Genomic DNA, 16,019 nt, shown 5'->3' with positions numbered 1-16,019 from the left:
GTTGAACGAGGTAAAGCGGATGGGCTGTAAAACAAAAAGGGCCGGCAAGCCGGCCCTTCAGAGTGCTGACGTAATAATTACGCCTGATATTTACGCATGGTCAATGTGGCGTTGGTACCGCCAAAACCAAAGCTGTTAGACATCACGGTAGTCAGCTCTTTTTCCATCGGCTCAGTGACGATGTTCATACCGGTTGCTGCCGCATCAAGCGAGGTGATGTTGATGCTTGGCGCGATAAAGCCATGCTCCAGCATCAGCAGCGAGTAGATCGCTTCCTGCACGCCAGCCGCACCCAGAGAGTGGCCGGTCATCGCTTTCGTTGCTGAGATGTATGGCGTGTTATCGCCAAACACTTCACGAATCGCGCCCAGCTCTTTCACATCACCCACCGGGGTAGAGGTTCCGTGGCTGTTCAGATAGTCAATTGGGGTATCGACACCGTGCATCGCCATCTTCATGCAGCGCACTGCGCCTTCACCTGATGGAGCAACCATGTCTGCACCGTCTGAAGTGGCACCATAACCGACGATTTCGGCATAGATATGCGCACCACGTGCCAGCGCATGCTCCAGTTCTTCAACGACGACCATGCCACCGCCACCGGCGATAACAAAGCCGTCGCGCTCATTGTCATAAGTGCGTGACGCTTTTTCTGGCGTGTCGTTGTAACGGGTAGAGAGCGCGCCCATGGCGTCGAACTCACAGGCCATTTCCCAGCACAGCTCTTCGCCGCCGCCCGCAAAAACGATATCCTGTTTGCCAAGCTGGATCTGCTCAACGGCGTTACCGATACAGTGCGCAGAGGTGGCACAGGCGGAGCTAATCGAGTAGTTTACGCCATGAATTTTGAATGGCGTTGCGAGGCAGGCAGAGACGCCAGAGGCCATCGCTTTGGTGACAACATAAGGGCCAACCGCTTTCAGGCCGCGTGGGCTGCGCATTGCGTCAGCACCAAATACCTGGAAACGTGGGGAGCCGCCGCCTGAACCCGCAATCAGACCCACACGTGGGTTGCTCTGATACGCTTCAGCGCTAAGGCCAGAATCTTTAATCGCTTCTTCCATGGAAAGATAAGCATAGATGGACGCATCACTCATAAAGCGCACAACTTTGCGATCGATGAGGCCGGTGGTATCTAATTTAACGTTACCCCAGACGTGACTACGCATGCCGGAATCTTTCATCTCTTCAGAAAAGGTGATGCCAGAGCGTCCTTCACGCAGAGATGACAGCACCTCCTGCTGGTTATTACCAATACTGGAAACGATCCCTAAGCCAGTAATCACAGCACGTTTCATTCAATCTTCCTCATCCACTTCTTCTTAATTGGCATGCACTCTAGCGTACACTTGTACGCCGAACAAGTCCGATCAGCTATTTCCTTTTGTAAATTTGCGTCATGTCACGCGGGTCGCTAGAATCGCGCCACTGCCTGAAAAACGAGCCTTTACCGTGAAATTGACCCCGGTTGAACATGCAAAGCTAAACTGGAATGAACAGGGTACACCTGTTTCCCGAGCGTTTGGCGATGTCTATTTCTCTAATGACAACGGTCTGGAAGAGACACGCTATGTCTTCCTTGGCGGCAACGGTTTTCCCCAGCGTTTTACTGAGCATCCGCGCGATCTGCTGATCGTGGCGGAGAGCGGTTTTGGCACCGGTCTTAATTTCCTGACGCTGTGGCAGGCGTTCGATGCGTTTCAGCGCGAACAGCCCGACGCCACTTTAAAACGTCTGCATTTCATCAGCTTTGAGAAATTTCCGTTAACCCGTGAAGATTTAACTGCGGCGCAGCAGCACTGGCCCGAACTGGCCCCCTGGGCGGAGGCGCTGCAGGCGCAGTGGCCCGCTGCCCTGCCCGGCTGTCAGCGTCTGCTGTTTGATGGCGGCCGCATCACGCTCGACCTGTGGCTGGGCGATATTAACCTGCTGATGGGCCAGCTGGATGAGAGCCTGAATCGTCAGGTAGATGCCTGGTTCCTGGATGGGTTCGCGCCCTCAAAGAACCCGGATATGTGGACGCCGGAGCTGTTCGGCATGATGGCAAAACTGGCGCGGCCGCAGGGGACCTTCGCGACCTTTACGGCCGCAGGTATTGTCCGGCGCGGTCTGCAGCAGGCGGGCTTTGCGGTCATCCGCCGCAAAGGATTTGGTCCGAAGCGCGAAATGCTATGCGGGCCGTTGCAGGATGCGCCTCCGCTGCCCGCCGCACAGCCCTGGTATCATCGTCAGGCTGCGGAGCAGCGTGATGTAGCCCTGATTGGCGGCGGCGTCGCCAGTGCCACCCTGGCGCTGGCGCTGCTGCGTCGCGGCTGGCGGGTAACGCTTTATTGCGCCGATGAGGCGCCCGCGCTGGGCGCATCCGGCAACCGTCAGGGAGCGCTCTATCCGCTGCTCAATCAGCACGACCCGGCACTTGCCACTTTTTTCCCCTCGGCCTTCAGCTTTGCCCGGCGGCTCTATGATCAATTAACCGTCACCTATGAGCATCACTGGAGCGGTGTGCTGCAGCTGGGCTGGGATGAGAAAAGCCGTAAGAAGATCGATCAGATGCTGGCGATGGACCTGCCTGAAATCATCGCCTGTGGCGTCGATGTGGCAGAAGCTGAAAAACGGGCAAATGTTGAACATGGCTGTGGCGGCATTTTCTATCCGCAAGGCGGCTGGCTCTCACCGGCAGAGCTGACCACCGCGATGCTGGCGCATGGCGAAACCCAGGGATTGCGCATTCACTGGCTGCACCGGGTGAGCGCGCTTTCCCGGGAGGATGATCACTGGACGCTGACGTTCAGCGATCGTCCGGCTGTGCGTCATCCGACCGTCGTACTGGCAAACGGTCATGCGATTGCCGACTTTGCGCAAAGCGCCCCGCTGCCGACCTATCCGGTGGCCGGTCAGGTAAGCCATGTTCCCTCCACGCCGGGCCTCAACGCGCTGCAAACGGTGCTCTGTTACGACGGCTATCTGACGCCTGTCAGCCCGCAGTTTGGTACGCACTGTATCGGGGCCAGCTATCACCGTGGCGATACCGCAACCGCGTATCGGGAGGAGGATCAGCAGGAGAACCGCAGCCGCCTGCTGCATTGCCTGCCTGACAGCAGCTGGGCCGAAACGGTGGATGTCAGTAACGGAGAGGCAAGAATGGGGGTGCGCTGCGCCACCCGGGATCACCTGCCGATGGTGGGCGGCGTGCCGGATTATGCTGCTACGCTGGCGCAGAATGCTGATTTACCGGCACAGCAGGCGGCAGGCGGCGATATCGCTGACGCACCCGATCTTGCGGGCTTGTATCTGTTTGGGGCGCTGGGATCGCGCGGCCTGTGCAGTGCGCCGCTGGCGGCCGAAGTACTGGCAGCTCAGCTGGCGGGCGAGCCGCAGCCTCTGGATGCCAGTACCCTGGCAGCACTCAATCCGAATCGTTACTGGGTGAGGAAATTACTGAAGGGAAAAGCCGTTTAGCGGACGCTAAGGGCGGCACGCCGCCCTGCACCACTACGCGGAGAGCTGGCGTGCCTGAACAAACAGGTTATCCCACATCCCGACCACTAATGCCTGATCGCGCGGCGAGAGTTCTCCGGCAGCAATGGCATTTTGCAGACTGCGGGTCACCTGAATCTGCAGCGCTTCTGGCGTATGTTCGCCCAGTTGCTCCACTTCAGCGACGGCCAGTGTCAGATGCCCGCGCAGATAACCGCTGGCGAACAGCTCATCGTCACTGGCATGCTCGACCATGTCGTCAATCAGGGCCAGAATACGCGCTTCAAATTCTGCGATCATCTCAATTCCTCTTTTAATAATGCCGTTCTGCATCACAGATCGTCCGGCCAGGGAAACTGCGATGCTGTTAATGAAGGCCTGCCATAAAATTCCGCCAGGGCGGTAATAAAACGCGCGGGACGGTCGGGAATGCCCGACGTCAGATAGCTCATGACCTGAGCATGCACTTTACGCTGGAACGCAATGCGATCCGGCTCACAATCTCCGTCGAGATTGTCACAACTCACGTTGAAGGGAAAGCCTGCCGCCGTACAAAACATCCATTCCAGCGCCTGTGGCTTCACTTCCACCGCTTCAAACTGACTCTGGGTCAGCGCATCGCGGCCATCCGGACAGTACCAGTAGCCAAAATCGACCAGTTTGCGGCGCGCTTCACCAGCGATGCACCAGTGAGAGATCTCATGCAGGGCGCTGGCGTAGAAGCCGTGAGCAAAGACCACACGATTCCACGGCGATTCGGCATCAGCAGGAAGATAGATCGGTTCATCATCGCCTTTAATTAGACGGGTCTGAAATTCATCGCTGAAACAGCGATCAAACAGCGTGATCAGCTGTTCATAATGATGTGTCGGGTTCATGACGGTATCAGGTTTTAGGTTACGATTGCAGCGTGGCAAGCCAGGCCATAACGGCGCTGCCATGGCTGTCCCACAGTAATTTAATGCTCATGACGGCAGACACAATCACCACCATCGGGCGGATCAGCTTCTGTCCGCGGCTCAGCACCAGTCTTGCGCCCAGACGCGCGCCGCAGAAAGCGCCGAGCATCATGATCAGGCCGGTTCCCCACACCACTTTGCCGCCGAACATAAAGAACAGCAGGCTGCCGAGGTTCGAGGTGAAATTGAGGACCTTGGCATGGGCGGTCGCTTTGGCAAGGTTGTAGCCGCAGAGCGTGACGAAAGCCAGCGCATAAAAAGATCCTGCGCCCGGTCCGAAAAATCCGTCATAGAATCCCACTGCCCCGCCGCCGACCAGTGCAAAGGCCAGACCATGCAGACGGCGCGCGCGATCCACTTCGCCGAGTCGCGGCATCAGCAGGAACCACAGACCGATAGCGATTAAAAACAGCGGCAACATCTGGCGCAGGAAATCCGCCTGCAGGCGCTGAATCAGTATCGCGCCCAGCACGGAACCCAGCAGCGTCATGGCAATGTTCAGCCACTGTTCATTCAGATTGACCGCACCACGCCGGATAAAGTAGAGACTGGCGGAAAACGATCCGCCGACCGATTGCAGTTTATTGGTCGCCAGCGCCTGGGCCGGAGAGAGGCCCGCCGCCAGCAACGAAGGTACCGTAAGTAATCCCCCGCCACCCGCGATTGAATCAATAAAACCGGCGAGCATGGCGATTAAAAACAGCAGCCCGACGAGCAGCGGGCTGACCACAAACCAATCCATGGAATCCCTTACAGTAGATGTTTATCCAGCAGGGCCTGACAGGCAGGCGGTAATGGCGGCGGCTCACGTTTCACCGGTGCGCCCGAACCAGGCTGTTTTGGCAGGAACCAGCTCTGCAGCTCTGCGCCACAGCCATCGCCAGCAGGCGGTGCAGGCTGATCTTCACAGCCGATACTGCCCGCCGGGCAGCGCAGGCGCACATGCATATGGGCACGGTGAGCAAACCACGGGCGCACTTTACGCAGCCAGTCACGATCGTTACCCGCATCGGCACAAAGCTGCTTTTTAATCGCCGGATTGACGAAGATCCGTGTCACATCATCATCTTTGGCGGCCAGTTTAATCAGGCTATCAATTTCTGGCTGCCAGTGGCGCGCAATCACATTTTTGTCACCCGGCCCGACCAGATCGAGCGGCTGCGGCTTCAGCAGTTGCTGGGCGCTCCAGCGGGTTTTCGGCAGTTGCAGCCAGATATCGACATCCAGTCCGGTCTGATGGCTGGCGTGACCACTGCTGAAACGTCCGCCTGCTGCCATGCCCATGTCACCAATCAGCACGTTGCCCAGTTGCAGGTTATGCACCTGCGTACTGAGACGCTGAATAAACTGAATCAGATCGGGATGACCAAAGTAGCGCCGCTGATCCTGACGCATCACCTGATAGTGCGGTGAATTCAGCGGCAGCGCCTCGGCGCCAACAATACAGCCGTTGGCAAAGCCGCCGATTGACTGCGGTGCGCCGGTGATCGGCTGCTGGATGCGTTGCCACGGCGTCGCCGCCAGGCTGGAGGCGCTGATCAACAGCGCACTCAGGGTAAGCAGAAGAGCCTTCATGGCATCACCAGCGCGGTACGGAGCTGTTAACGTCACCGTTCTGCGCCCGCTGGCGCAGCAGATGATCCATCAGGACGATCGCCATCATCGCCTCGGCGATCGGCACTGCGCGGATCCCGACGCAGGGATCGTGGCGGCCTTTGGTGATCATCTCCACTTCTTCGCCGTCGCGGGTAATAGTTTTACCCGGCACGGTGATGCTGGAGGTTGGTTTCATCGCCAGATTGGCGCTGATGGTCTGGCCGCTGCTGATGCCGCCCAGAATGCCCCCGGCGTGGTTGCTCTGGAAACCATCGTGGCGGATCTCGTCGCGATGCTGACTGCCGCGCTGGTTAACCACCGCAAAGCCGTCGCCGATTTCAACGCCTTTAACGGCATTGATGCTCATCAGCGCATGTGCCAGATCGGCATCCAGCCGGTCAAATACCGGCTCGCCCAGGCCTGGCGGCACGTGATCTGCCATGACCGTGACTTTAGCGCCAATGGAGTCGCCCTCTTTTTTCAGGCCGCGCATCAGTTCATCCAGCGCCTCCAGCTTGTCCGCATCCGGGCAGAAGAAGGGATTCTCTTCCACGATGCTCCAGTCTTTCAGCTCACAGGCGATGTCACCAATCTGTGACAGATAGCCGCGCACCACGACACCGTGTTTCATCTGCAGGTATTTCTTGGCAATCGCACCGGCCGCCACGCGCATCGCGGTTTCGCGCGCCGACGAGCGGCCACCGCCACGGTAGTCGCGCTGACCATATTTCTGCTCGTAGGTGTAATCAGCATGGCCCGGACGGAAGAGATCTTTGATAGCGCCGTAATCCTGCGAACGCTGATCGGTATTTTCAATCAGCAGGCCAATCGAAGTACCGGTGGTCACACCCTCAAAGACACCGGACAAAATTTTCACCTGATCCGGCTCGCGGCGCTGCGTGGTATAGCGCGATGTGCCAGGACGACGGCGATCGAGGTCATGCTGAATATCCGCTTCGGTCAGCGGGATGCCTGGCGGCACACCATCAACGATACAGCCCAGCGCAAGACCGTGGGACTCGCCAAAGGTAGTTACTCGAAAAAATTGCCCGATGCTGTTTCCGGCCATGCTGTTTCCTTCTCAGGGTTCGGCGGGCGATGCTTCGCCCCACTTTTAGTCTTTATAAAAAGAGAAATGGTGTTTTGCGTCGACAATCTGCTGGCGCGTCAGCGTAAAGACGCCGTCACCGCCGTTGTCGAATTCCAGCCAGGTAAAGGGCACGTCGGGATACTGTTCGATCATGTGCACCATGCTGTTGCCCACTTCGCAGACCAGTACGCCCTGCTCGCTGAGATAATCTGGTGCACAGGCAAGAATGCGACGCACCAGCTTCAGGCCGTCGCTGCCTGCCGCCAGCCCGAGCTCTGGTTCGTGGCGATATTCGTTCGGCAGATCATCCATATCTTCCGCATCAACATACGGCGGATTGGTGACGATCAGATCATATTTCAGCGGTGGCAATTCGCGGAACAGGTCAGCGCGAATCGGCGTAACCTGATGAATCAGACCATGTTCTTCAATGTTCTGCTCGGCAACCGCCAGCGCACCGGTGGAGATATCCACCGCGTCCACTTCCGCCTCCGGGAAGGCATAGGCGCAGGCAATCGCAATACAGCCGCTGCCGGTACACATATCCAGAATATGATGAGGTGGCGTGCTGACCAGACCGGCAAAGCGGTTCTCAATCAGTTCGCCAATCGGTGAACGCGGCACCAGCACGCGCTCATCAACAAAGAACTCGTGGCCGCAGAACCAGGCTTTATTAGTCAGATAGGCGACCGGAATGCGCTCGTTAACGCGACGAATGACGCGCTCAACGATCAGAAGACGTTCGCTGGCGGTCAGACGCGCATTGCGCATATCTTCAGGAATATCCAGCGGCAGCCAGAGTGACGGCAGGACCAGTTGAACGGCTTCGTCCCAGGGATTGTCTGTGCCATGTCCGTACCAGATTCCGGCAGCGGAAAAGCGGCTGACCGCCCAGCGCAGCATGTCCTGAATGGTGTGCAGTTCGTTCACTGCCTCATCGACGAAAATTTTGTCCACGTAGCCCTCCGCAGGCCTTTTGCTAAATCGGCCAGTAGTGTGCCATGAAGCCGGGGAGAATTCAGCGCAGCGAGGTGAAAAAGCTGACATTTAATGACGCTTAACGGTAAGGTATCGGCTCTGCTGTGTGACAGCCTTTTCTGATATGACTGACCTGCCATGAGTAAAAAAACACCACTAAGCCCGGATGACCAGGCGCTGTTTCGCCAGTTGATGACGGGTACACGCCAGTTAAAACAGGACACGTTTGTCCACAAAGCGCCGGTTAAAACCCGCCACATCCCGGTAAAACGTCTGCTTTCAGAGCAGGCGGACAACAGTCATTACTTTTCGGATGAGTTTCAGCCACTGCTCTCAACGGAAGGTGCCACCCGTTATGTGCGCGCCGATGTCAGCCATTTTGAGCTGAAAAAATTACGTCGTGGCGACTATACGCCAGAGATTTTCCTCGATCTGCACGGCTTAACGCAGCAGCAGGCCAAGCAGGAACTGGGGGCACTGATCGCCGCCTGCCGCCGTGAACATTTGTTCTGCGCCAGCGTCATGACCGGTCATGGAAAGCATATTCTGAAGCAGCAGACGCCGCTGTGGCTGGCCCAGCATCCGTGGGTGATGGCTTTTCATCAGGCACCCAAAATGTTCGGCGGTGACGCCGCATTGCTGGTTTTGATTGAGATTGAGGAGTGGCAACCGCCTGAATTGCCCTGAGAGGGGCCGGAATGATCGGCCCACAGACGTCAGATTGCTTTAGCCAGCTTTTTGGGACTGACCTGCCACAGCAGTTTACCGGCACTCGCCGCGGGATCGAATTCCACGCAGGCAATAGCGGAAGTGGCGAACATTGGCGGTGCTTCCTGCGGGCACAGTTCAGAGACTAAATACCCCACCAACGGTAAATGTGAGATCACCAGAGCCGATTTCACGCCTTCATTCGCCAGGGCCTGCAGATAACACCCGACCATCTCCGGATCGCCGCCCGGCGTTAATTCCGGCAGAACGTCCTGGCTTTCCGGCAGGGGAAAGGCTTCACGCACGGTCGCGAGCGTTTGCTGCGCGCGTAAATAGGGACTCACCAGGACACGCTCAATGTCCGGCGTCTGGCTGTTAAGCCAGTTGGCCATCTGACGTGATTCATTGCAGCCACATAAGGTTAAAGGCCTGACTGAATCACTGGCTGCTTCCAGAGCCGCATCGCCGTGACGCATGATAAAAACTTGCATAAAGCACCGCTGTTGTTTGTCGACATCGCCCGACGCGTAGCGCCTGACTCTTCACTCTGCGAATGAACGCTGTGTTTTACCCTAATGGCTTTAGTATAGTCAACCGGTTGTTTATTAAATAAGCACTTCTCAGAATCATGCTGCGCCGCACACTCTGGCGGCGCTTTTCTAAGCCGCTGAATCGGATTGGTTATTCCATTTTCAGCAGAAATGTAAAATTTCGTCTATTTTGCAGCCGCCTGAATGAGCGCCTCACAGGGTGTGAATCGTTCGCCATGCTGCTGCGCAAGCCGGGTTAATCTGTTGACCACGTCCGCCGCGCCCAGTTTGTCCATGTAGTGGAACGGGCCGCCTAAGAAAGGCGGAAAGCCGATGCCAAACACCGCACCGATATCCCCATCGCGGGCGCAGCGAACCACCTGCTCATCAAGACAGCGAGCCGCTTCGTTCAGCATCATCATCACGCAGCGTTCAGCAATCTGCGCTTCACTCTGCCTGGCCTGCGGCGAGACTTTCAGCAACGTATACAGCGAAGCGTCCGGTTTTTTACGCTGCCAGCGCGGCTGGTCATAGCGATAAAAGCCTTTGCTGTTTTTACGTCCCTTGCGGCCATCTTTCAGCACCGCATCAAAAGCGGCTGGCGCGGCAAAGCGTTCACCATAAGCCTGATACAGGATGGGACTGATTTTGCTGCCAACGTCGATACCGACCTCATCCAGCAGCTGAATCGGGCCGACCGGGAAACCAAACTTCACCAGCGCACGATCAATATGGTCAATCGGTTCGCCCTCCAGCAGGCAGCGCATCGCTTCATTTATATAGGGCGTCAGGATGCGGTTAACATAGAAGCCAGGCTTGTCCGCCACCACAATCGGGGTTTTACCCTGACTGCGCGCCAGCGCCACAATCGTCACCAGCGTCGCGGTAGAGGTATTCAGATGAGGAATCACCTCCACCAGCGGCATTTTCTCTACCGGACTGAAATAGTGCAGCCCGATGACGTTCTCAGGACGCTGGGCGCCGGCGGCGATCGCCTCAATCGGCAGCGAAGAGGTATTTGAGGCAAACAGCGTATGCGGCTGACAGTGTGCCTCCACTTCGCTGACCATCTGCTGCTTCAGGGCTAAATCTTCGAATACGGCTTCAATTACCACGTCGCGCTGTGAGAAGCCCTGATAATCGATGCCGCCCGTGATACGTGCCATTTGCTGCTGACGCTGTGCCGGAGAGAGCTGGCGGCGTTTAACCTTTTTGCTCAGCAGTTCCCAGCTGGTTTTCAGCGCATGGTTCACCCCTTCCAGGCTGATATCTTTAATGCGTACCGGCAACCCGGCATTGATTGCAGTGACGCTGGCGATGCCGCCGCCCATCAGGCCGCCGCCGAGGATACCAACACGCTTAACGGTGCCGGGTTCCGCTTCACCGCCCCGCTCCTTTTTCATGGCCGTAGTCGCGAAAAAGATCCCGCGCAGCGCAACAGATTCTGGCGTCATCGCCAGCTCACCAAAAGCGCGTGCTTCAGCCTCATGTCCGGCCCGACTGCCCTGCTCCAGCCCGATGCGCACCACCTCAATAATGCGTTTTGCTGCCGGATAGTTACCCTGCGTTTTGGCTGCGGTCTGTCGGGTCGCCAGCGCAAACAGCGCCTGACGGCCAACCGGACCATGCAGCAGACGATCGCGCAGCGGCAGCGTTCGTCCACTAACCTTGCCCTTTTTCACCCGGGCAATGGCGGTCTCCAGCAGAATCGCCTGCGGCACCGCGTCATCGACCACGCCCAGCTTACGGGCCTGTTTCGCCCGCAGGGCTTTGCCAGTCAGAATCAGTGGCAGCGCCTGCTGCACGCCGATTAAGCGTGGCAGCCGCTGAGTGCCGCCAGAGCCTGGCAGTAAGCCGAGTTGCACTTCCGGCAAACCGAGGCGGGTTTTATCATCCAGCGAGCAGATACGGGCATCACAGGCCAGCGCCAGTTCCAGCCCGCCACCGAGGCAGGCGCCGTGGATTGCCGCGACCACAGGGAACGGCAGCGCGTCGAGCGCAGCCATTACTTCCTGGCCCTGTTTTGCCAGCGCTTCGGCTTCCTGCGCGCTCTTACAGCGGTCAATCATGCTGATGTCTGCGCCCGCGATGAAGTTGTCCGCTTTGCCGGAAATCAGCACCAGGCCAGCCAGTTGCGGATCGCGTCGCGCTTCCGCAATGATGGCGGTGATCTGCCCGGCAAATTCCGCTTTCAGGGTGTTCATCTTCTCACCAGGGACATCGATCGTAATGATGCCGACGTGATCCAGTCGCATCTTCAGATGAAACGCATTCTGCTCCATTATTCGGCCTCCAGAATCATTGCCGCACCCAGGCCGCCTGCCGCGCAGGCCGTGACCAGTCCTAACCCGCCACCGCGACGGCGTAATTCATTCAGCGTCTGGGTGATCATGCGCGCACCCGTGGCGGCAAAAGGATGACCATAGGCGATCGATCCGCCCAGCACGTTAAAGCGCTCTTCATTCACTTCGCCTAGCGCATGTGGCCGATTCAGCACCTCACGGGCAAAGCGCTCGTCGCGAAACATGTGCAGGTTGCTCAGCGTCTGGGCAGCAAAAGCTTCATGCATATCGATCAGCGTCAGATCGGCCAGGGTTATGCCGGCGCGATCCAGTGCCAGTGGTGAAGCGTAAGCCGGGCCCAGCAGCATATCCTGCTGCACACCAATGGCGGTAAAGGCGTAGCTGCGCAGATAGCCCAGCGGCCTGATGCCCAGTTCACGGGCGCGGCCCTCGCGCATCAGAATCACTGCCGCCGCGCCGTCGGTGAGAGGCGTGCTGTTGGCCGCGGTGACGCTGCCGTGCTGGCGATCAAATGCCGGACGCAGTCGGGCGTAATCCTCCGCTTTGGCATTCATCCGCACGTTATTGTCCTGATCGATGGCGCTTTTCCACGGCGGCACAAAGGCTGCCATGACTTCCTGATTCAGTACCCCGGATTGCCAGGCTCTGGCGGCATGCTGATGGGATCGCAGCGCCAGCGCATCCTGTGCTTCGCGCGTAATGCCGTGACTCTTAGCCATCTGCTCCGCAGTGTCGCCCATGCGCAGGCCGGTCGAATACTCCGCCACTGCGGGCGGGACCGGCAGCAGATCACGCGGACGCAGACGCCGCAGGATGTGCAGTTTTTGACCGAAGCTGCGGGCTTTATTGAGATCCACCAGCGCGCGGGCCAGCGTTTTGCTGACCCCAATCGGCAACACCGACGAAGAGTCTGCGCCACCGGCAATACCGGCAGAGATGGTGCCCGCCAGCAGACTTTCTGCCACATTCGCTACCGCCTGAAAGCTGGTGGCGCAGGCACGGCTGACGCTGTAGGCATCGGTATGCACACTCAACCCGCTGCTTAATACAATTTCACGCGCAATGTTCGGCGCTTCCGGCATCTGCACCACCTGCCCAAAGACCAGTTGCTCGATCACCTCAGCCGGCAGTTCACTGCGCGCCATTAATTCGCTGACCACCATACGTCCCAGCTCAATGGCGGGAATGCCATGGAAGCCGGTCGCCTGGCGTAAGAAAGGGGTGCGTAATCCGTGGGTTATTGCGATGCGTTCACCATCACGCGTCAGCAGCGGCTGCGCTTTGCTCATTGTTCTCACCTGTGGCTGGGACTGTGGCATCATTGCCTGAAGAGGTCTGACCTGATCAGTGTTAACCACAAGCGGGTGAGCCGCCAATATCGGAAGGGAAAAAGTGCGAAGGGAAACACGAAAATGAAAAACGCCGCAGTGACGCGGCGTAATGGGACTTAACGCAAACCGAGCTGAAAAATCATGGTTTCAGCCTGGCAGCTGAAGGTGAAATCGATATCCAGCTGCACTCCCTGATCCACTTCGCTGAAGCGCGATTCAATCAGACAGGGTTCTGATTCAACCTCGCGGGCACGTTCGGTCAGTTGCGCTAATTTCGCTTCCGCATCGGCACGCTGAGCAAACCATTCTGACCAGCTGGCGGTGCAATCGGTGTTATCCATTACCGTGCCGACATCAACACAACAACAGGCTGCGGTTTCGGTCGCACTGCATTTTTTAATGGCATCAGTCATTTCATTCTCCAGACCAGCAATTGCATAGGTTGAGCGATTTTATGGACGAAATCTTACCTGCTCGCTGAAAGATGCGCCACGCACCTGTTGCTAAGTGACGAATATCACAATAAAAATTGATCCAGAACAAACTGGAATGGTTATGCTGTCCAGGATCAGGGGCTTTTTGTTATGCAGATCGAATTTTAAGCGATCAAACCTGAAATATTTTAAAAACAATATTGCAACATGCACACAGGTCGGACCTATACTCTCCGCACTGGTCTGATATGTGCGCTTTACATCAGTCCCTACAATCCGCCGTCCTTTGTTACGCGACGTTATAGCGTTAAATAATAATTCACATGAGGTTGTGGTCATGAACCATAAAAACCTGTTTGCAAAGTCAGCCGTGGCGGCTGCAGTGGCGCTTGTCTCTTCCCACGTTTACGCTGCTGGGTTTCAGTTAAATGAATTCTCTTCGATTGGTTTAGGTCGCGCATATTCAGGCGAAGGGGCAATGGGTGATACCGCGGCGTCTGCCAGCCGTAACCCGGCGACAATGGCGTTAATGGATCGCCCGGAATTTTCTATCGGGGCTGTCTATATTGCGCCGGATGTAAATATCAGTGGTCGCAGTCCCAGTGGCCGCAGCCTGGATGCGAATAATATTGCCCCTAATCAGTGGGTACCCAATATTCACTACGTCCAGCCCATCAACGATCAGTGGTGGATTGGCGCATCTGCAACCTCAAACTACGGCTTAGCAACAGAGTTTAATAATGGCTACACCGCTGGCGGTTACGGCGGTAAAACTGACCTGATGACCGGCAATTTAAATCTCAGCACCGCTTATCGGTTTAATGAACATTTTAGTGCAGGCATCGGTTTTGATGCGGTTTACGCTAAAGCCAAAATTGAGCGTTATGCCGGTGAGTCAGGCGCGAGACTGGGGGTTCCGGCTGATACCCAGGTTGCCCATCTGAAAGGCGATGAGTGGGGCTACGGCTGGAATGCTGGCATCCTGTATGAAGTGGATGAAAATAACCGCTTCGGCTTTACCTATCGTTCAGAAGTGAAAGTTGATTTTGATGGCGATTACAAAAGTAATCTCTCATCCCGGCTGAATGCAGTGAATAATCCGGAAGTGTCAGGCGTACCTTTTGGCACCAACGGCACCACCGTTCCAGGCGCATTAACGCTGAATCTGCCAGAGATGTGGGAAGTGTCGGGCTGGCATAAAGTGGCACCGCAGTGGGCGGTTCACTACAGCATGGCGTACACCAGCTGGAGCCAGTTCCAGGAGCTGAAAGCCACTGGCTCTAACGGCCAGACACTGTTCTATAAAGATGAAAGCTTCCACGATGCCTACCGCATTGCACTGGGCACAACCTATTCCTACGACAAGAACTGGACGTTCCGTACCGGTATTGCCTTTGATGACAGCCCGGTTCCGGCCGATAAGCGTTCTATCTCCATCCCGGACCAGGATCGTTTATGGCTGAGTGCCGGTACATCCTATGCCTTTAACGATGATGCCTCGGTGGATTTAGGCATCTCTTATATGCACGGACAGAAAGTGACGGTGAAAGAAGGTCCTTATACCTTTACCTCTGAAGGCAAAGCCTGGCTCTACGGCGCGAACTTTAACTATAAGTTCTGACTGGCTGGTACGATCAAAAAGGGCGACTCTGGTGAGTCGCCCTTTTTTGTGGCCGTGGATCGCTTAATGGCTCAGGGAGCATACGCCCTGCGCAAAGAGGCAAAAACCGCCATCCCTGGCGGCGCAGCGCGGGCGACTACTCGGCGTCAATATCCTTCAGGTCATCCTGAATCGCGGCTGCGTTAGGATTATCTTCCGGCTTGAGCTTGCCGCCGCGCGCCAGGAAGTCGTGACGCTGGAAGTAAGCATTACGGATAAAGGCGTACGGATCGCTCTGCTGTTTCAGGATTGCATCAGAGTCCAGCAGCTGCGCGCGGGTCTCAATCCCTTCAAGCGTCCATTTACCAATCGACATTGGCCAGGTCAGCCAGCCAAGTATCGGATAAAGCGTATCAACGTAGTCGCCGCCATCCTGACGCACCGTGAAGCTGCCGTAAGCAGGCAACTCAACGTAAGGCCCGTAGCCGACGCCATAGTGACCCAGCGTGGTACCGAAACGGTGCGGCTCTTCACGCGCCAGTTCCGGATTCGCTTTACCGGCAACGTCAATGAAGCCGCCCAGTCCCAGCACGCTGTTCAGGAAGAAACGGGTGAAGTGAATACCTGCATCACGTCCGTTACCGATCAGGATGGCGTTGACCATGCTGGCAGGTTCTTCCAGGTTGCCGAGGAAATTGCTCAGGCCGGTACGTGCCGGCACCGGCACATAATCACGCCAGGCCACAGCGACCGGACGCAATACATACGGATCCAGCACGTTGTAGTTAAAGTTAAACATCGTGCGGTTAAAGCCTTCGAACGGATCGCTGCGCTGAGCAGGATCGCTATTCGCCGGCTTTGAACTGGCACAACCTACCAGAAGGACGCTGGCGACAGCCAGGCTGGTCAGGCGATAATTCATTCCAATCTCCCTGTGCGGATGAAAAAGGTCTACCCATCGTTCAGGTCACAGCCCGGTATCGTATCGACTTACCCGATGAGCATAGCTGACT

General features: G+C 56.9%; 15 protein-coding genes. 3 read left to right on the top strand and 12 right to left on the bottom strand.

From position 1 onward, the window contains the following. Nucleotides 1-77: 77 nt before the first annotated feature. Nucleotides 78-1,298, bottom strand: a complete 1,221-nt coding sequence (gene fabB / locus OK412_RS01315; RefSeq protein ID WP_010257968.1) for a beta-ketoacyl-ACP synthase I — start codon at nt 1,296-1,298, stop codon at nt 78-80. A 154-nt stretch (nt 1,299-1,452) separates the two neighbouring features. Here fabB and mnmC point away from each other — a divergent pair, with 154 nt between their 5' ends. Further along, nucleotides 1,453-3,459: a bifunctional tRNA (5-methylaminomethyl-2-thiouridine)(34)-methyltransferase MnmD/FAD-dependent 5-carboxymethylaminomethyl-2-thiouridine(34) oxidoreductase MnmC gene (gene mnmC / locus OK412_RS01310; protein WP_264352598.1), complete on the top strand. Its 2,007-nt coding sequence runs from the start codon at nt 1,453-1,455 to the stop codon at nt 3,457-3,459. Between the two features lie 33 nt (nt 3,460-3,492). Here the strand turns inward: mnmC and OK412_RS01305 are convergent, their stop codons facing one another. The 6 genes from OK412_RS01305 to prmB are packed head-to-tail and all read right to left on the bottom strand — an operon-like array spanning nt 3,493 to nt 8,079. Then, a complete protein-coding gene (locus OK412_RS01305) occupies nt 3,493-3,777 on the bottom strand; it encodes a YfcL family protein (RefSeq protein WP_010257960.1) in 285 nt (94 codons plus the stop codon). A 32-nt stretch (nt 3,778-3,809) separates the two neighbouring features. Then, entirely contained in the window at nt 3,810-4,355 is a 546-nt protein-coding gene (locus tag OK412_RS01300) for an elongation factor P hydroxylase (RefSeq protein ID WP_003854284.1), read from the bottom strand. Between the two features lie 19 nt (nt 4,356-4,374). Then, nucleotides 4,375-5,178 (bottom strand): sulfite exporter TauE/SafE family protein, encoded by an 804-nt coding sequence (locus OK412_RS01295; protein WP_010257955.1) that lies wholly within the window; start codon nt 5,176-5,178, stop codon nt 4,375-4,377. Between the two features lie 8 nt (nt 5,179-5,186). Continuing rightward, nucleotides 5,187-6,011 carry a penicillin-insensitive murein endopeptidase gene (gene mepA, locus OK412_RS01290; protein ID WP_010257953.1) on the bottom strand — a complete coding sequence of 275 codons (825 nt, stop codon included), beginning with the start codon at nt 6,009-6,011 and terminating at the stop codon, nt 5,187-5,189. 4 nt (nt 6,012-6,015) lie between these two features. Next, a complete protein-coding gene (gene aroC, locus OK412_RS01285; protein WP_010257950.1) occupies nt 6,016-7,101 on the bottom strand; it encodes a chorismate synthase in 1,086 nt (361 codons plus the stop codon). Between the two features lie 45 nt (nt 7,102-7,146). Next, on the bottom strand, nt 7,147-8,079 hold the full coding sequence (gene prmB / locus OK412_RS01280; RefSeq protein ID WP_010257947.1) for a 50S ribosomal protein L3 N(5)-glutamine methyltransferase: 933 nt from the start codon (nt 8,077-8,079) through the stop codon (nt 7,147-7,149). A 159-nt stretch (nt 8,080-8,238) separates the two neighbouring features. Here prmB and smrB point away from each other — a divergent pair, with 159 nt between their 5' ends. Then, nucleotides 8,239-8,787: an endonuclease SmrB gene (gene smrB / locus OK412_RS01275; RefSeq protein ID WP_010257944.1), complete on the top strand. Its 549-nt coding sequence runs from the start codon at nt 8,239-8,241 to the stop codon at nt 8,785-8,787. Nucleotides 8,788-8,816: 29 nt separating this feature from the next. Here smrB and sixA read toward each other — a convergent pair whose 3' ends face one another. The 4 genes from sixA to OK412_RS01255 form a co-directional block, all read right to left on the bottom strand. Beyond that, entirely contained in the window at nt 8,817-9,299 is a 483-nt protein-coding gene (gene sixA, locus OK412_RS01270) for a phosphohistidine phosphatase SixA (RefSeq protein WP_010257941.1), read from the bottom strand. Between the two features lie 224 nt (nt 9,300-9,523). Continuing rightward, complete coding sequence (fadJ, locus tag OK412_RS01265; RefSeq protein ID WP_264352597.1) at nt 9,524-11,620, bottom strand: fatty acid oxidation complex subunit alpha FadJ; 2,097 nt, start codon at nt 11,618-11,620, stop codon at nt 9,524-9,526. Further along, the gene (fadI, locus tag OK412_RS01260) at nt 11,620-12,930 is read right to left on the bottom strand and encodes an acetyl-CoA C-acyltransferase FadI (RefSeq protein WP_033767497.1); all 1,311 of its coding nucleotides are present in this window, start codon (nt 12,928-12,930) and stop codon (nt 11,620-11,622) included. The genes fadJ and fadI overlap by 1 nt, the downstream gene beginning before the upstream one ends. Before the next feature lie 158 nt (nt 12,931-13,088). Further along, nucleotides 13,089-13,385, bottom strand: a complete 297-nt coding sequence (locus tag OK412_RS01255) for a YfcZ/YiiS family protein (RefSeq protein ID WP_010671435.1) — start codon at nt 13,383-13,385, stop codon at nt 13,089-13,091. Between the two features lie 358 nt (nt 13,386-13,743). On the opposite strand from OK412_RS01255, the gene fadL reads away from it, so the two are divergent. Continuing rightward, nucleotides 13,744-15,027 carry a long-chain fatty acid transporter FadL gene (fadL, locus tag OK412_RS01250; protein WP_010671434.1) on the top strand — a complete coding sequence of 428 codons (1,284 nt, stop codon included), beginning with the start codon at nt 13,744-13,746 and terminating at the stop codon, nt 15,025-15,027. 136 nt (nt 15,028-15,163) lie between these two features. Here fadL and mlaA read toward each other — a convergent pair whose 3' ends face one another. Further along, the gene (mlaA, locus tag OK412_RS01245; protein ID WP_010257927.1) at nt 15,164-15,928 is read right to left on the bottom strand and encodes a phospholipid-binding lipoprotein MlaA; all 765 of its coding nucleotides are present in this window, start codon (nt 15,926-15,928) and stop codon (nt 15,164-15,166) included. Nucleotides 15,929-16,019 lie beyond the last annotated feature (91 nt).

Source organism: Pantoea sp. JV6, from assembly GCF_025910055.1.
Classification (GTDB): Bacteria; Pseudomonadota; Gammaproteobacteria; order Enterobacterales; family Enterobacteriaceae; genus Pantoea; species Pantoea agglomerans.
The sequence above is the reverse complement of the archived record's forward strand: the minus strand, read 5'-3'. Positions and strand labels throughout refer to the sequence as shown.

Bases quoted from the DNA above. Each gene is read 5' to 3' on its own strand.
- OK412_RS01255 (WP_010671435.1), bottom strand. From the start codon at position 13,385: ATGACTGATGCCATTAAAAAATGCAGTGCGACCGAAACCGCAGCCTGT.
- sixA (WP_010257941.1), bottom strand. From the start codon at position 9,299: ATGCAAGTTTTTATCATGCGTCACGGCGATGCGGCTCTGGAAGCAGCC.
- OK412_RS01300 (WP_003854284.1), bottom strand. From the start codon at position 4,355: ATGAACCCGACACATCATTATGAACAGCTGATCACGCTGTTTGATCGC.
- OK412_RS01295 (WP_010257955.1), bottom strand. From the start codon at position 5,178: ATGGATTGGTTTGTGGTCAGCCCGCTGCTCGTCGGGCTGCTGTTTTTA.
- fabB (WP_010257968.1), bottom strand. From the start codon at position 1,298: ATGAAACGTGCTGTGATTACTGGCTTAGGGATCGTTTCCAGTATTGGT.
- OK412_RS01305 (WP_010257960.1), bottom strand. From the start codon at position 3,777: ATGATCGCAGAATTTGAAGCGCGTATTCTGGCCCTGATTGACGACATG.
- fadL (WP_010671434.1), top strand. From the start codon at position 13,744: ATGAACCATAAAAACCTGTTTGCAAAGTCAGCCGTGGCGGCTGCAGTG.
- smrB (WP_010257944.1), top strand. From the start codon at position 8,239: ATGAGTAAAAAAACACCACTAAGCCCGGATGACCAGGCGCTGTTTCGC.
- mlaA (WP_010257927.1), bottom strand. From the start codon at position 15,928: ATGAATTATCGCCTGACCAGCCTGGCTGTCGCCAGCGTCCTTCTGGTA.
- aroC (WP_010257950.1), bottom strand. From the start codon at position 7,101: ATGGCCGGAAACAGCATCGGGCAATTTTTTCGAGTAACTACCTTTGGC.
- fadJ (WP_264352597.1), bottom strand. From the start codon at position 11,620: ATGGAGCAGAATGCGTTTCATCTGAAGATGCGACTGGATCACGTCGGC.
- fadI (WP_033767497.1), bottom strand. From the start codon at position 12,930: ATGAGCAAAGCGCAGCCGCTGCTGACGCGTGATGGTGAACGCATCGCA.
- mepA (WP_010257953.1), bottom strand. From the start codon at position 6,011: ATGAAGGCTCTTCTGCTTACCCTGAGTGCGCTGTTGATCAGCGCCTCC.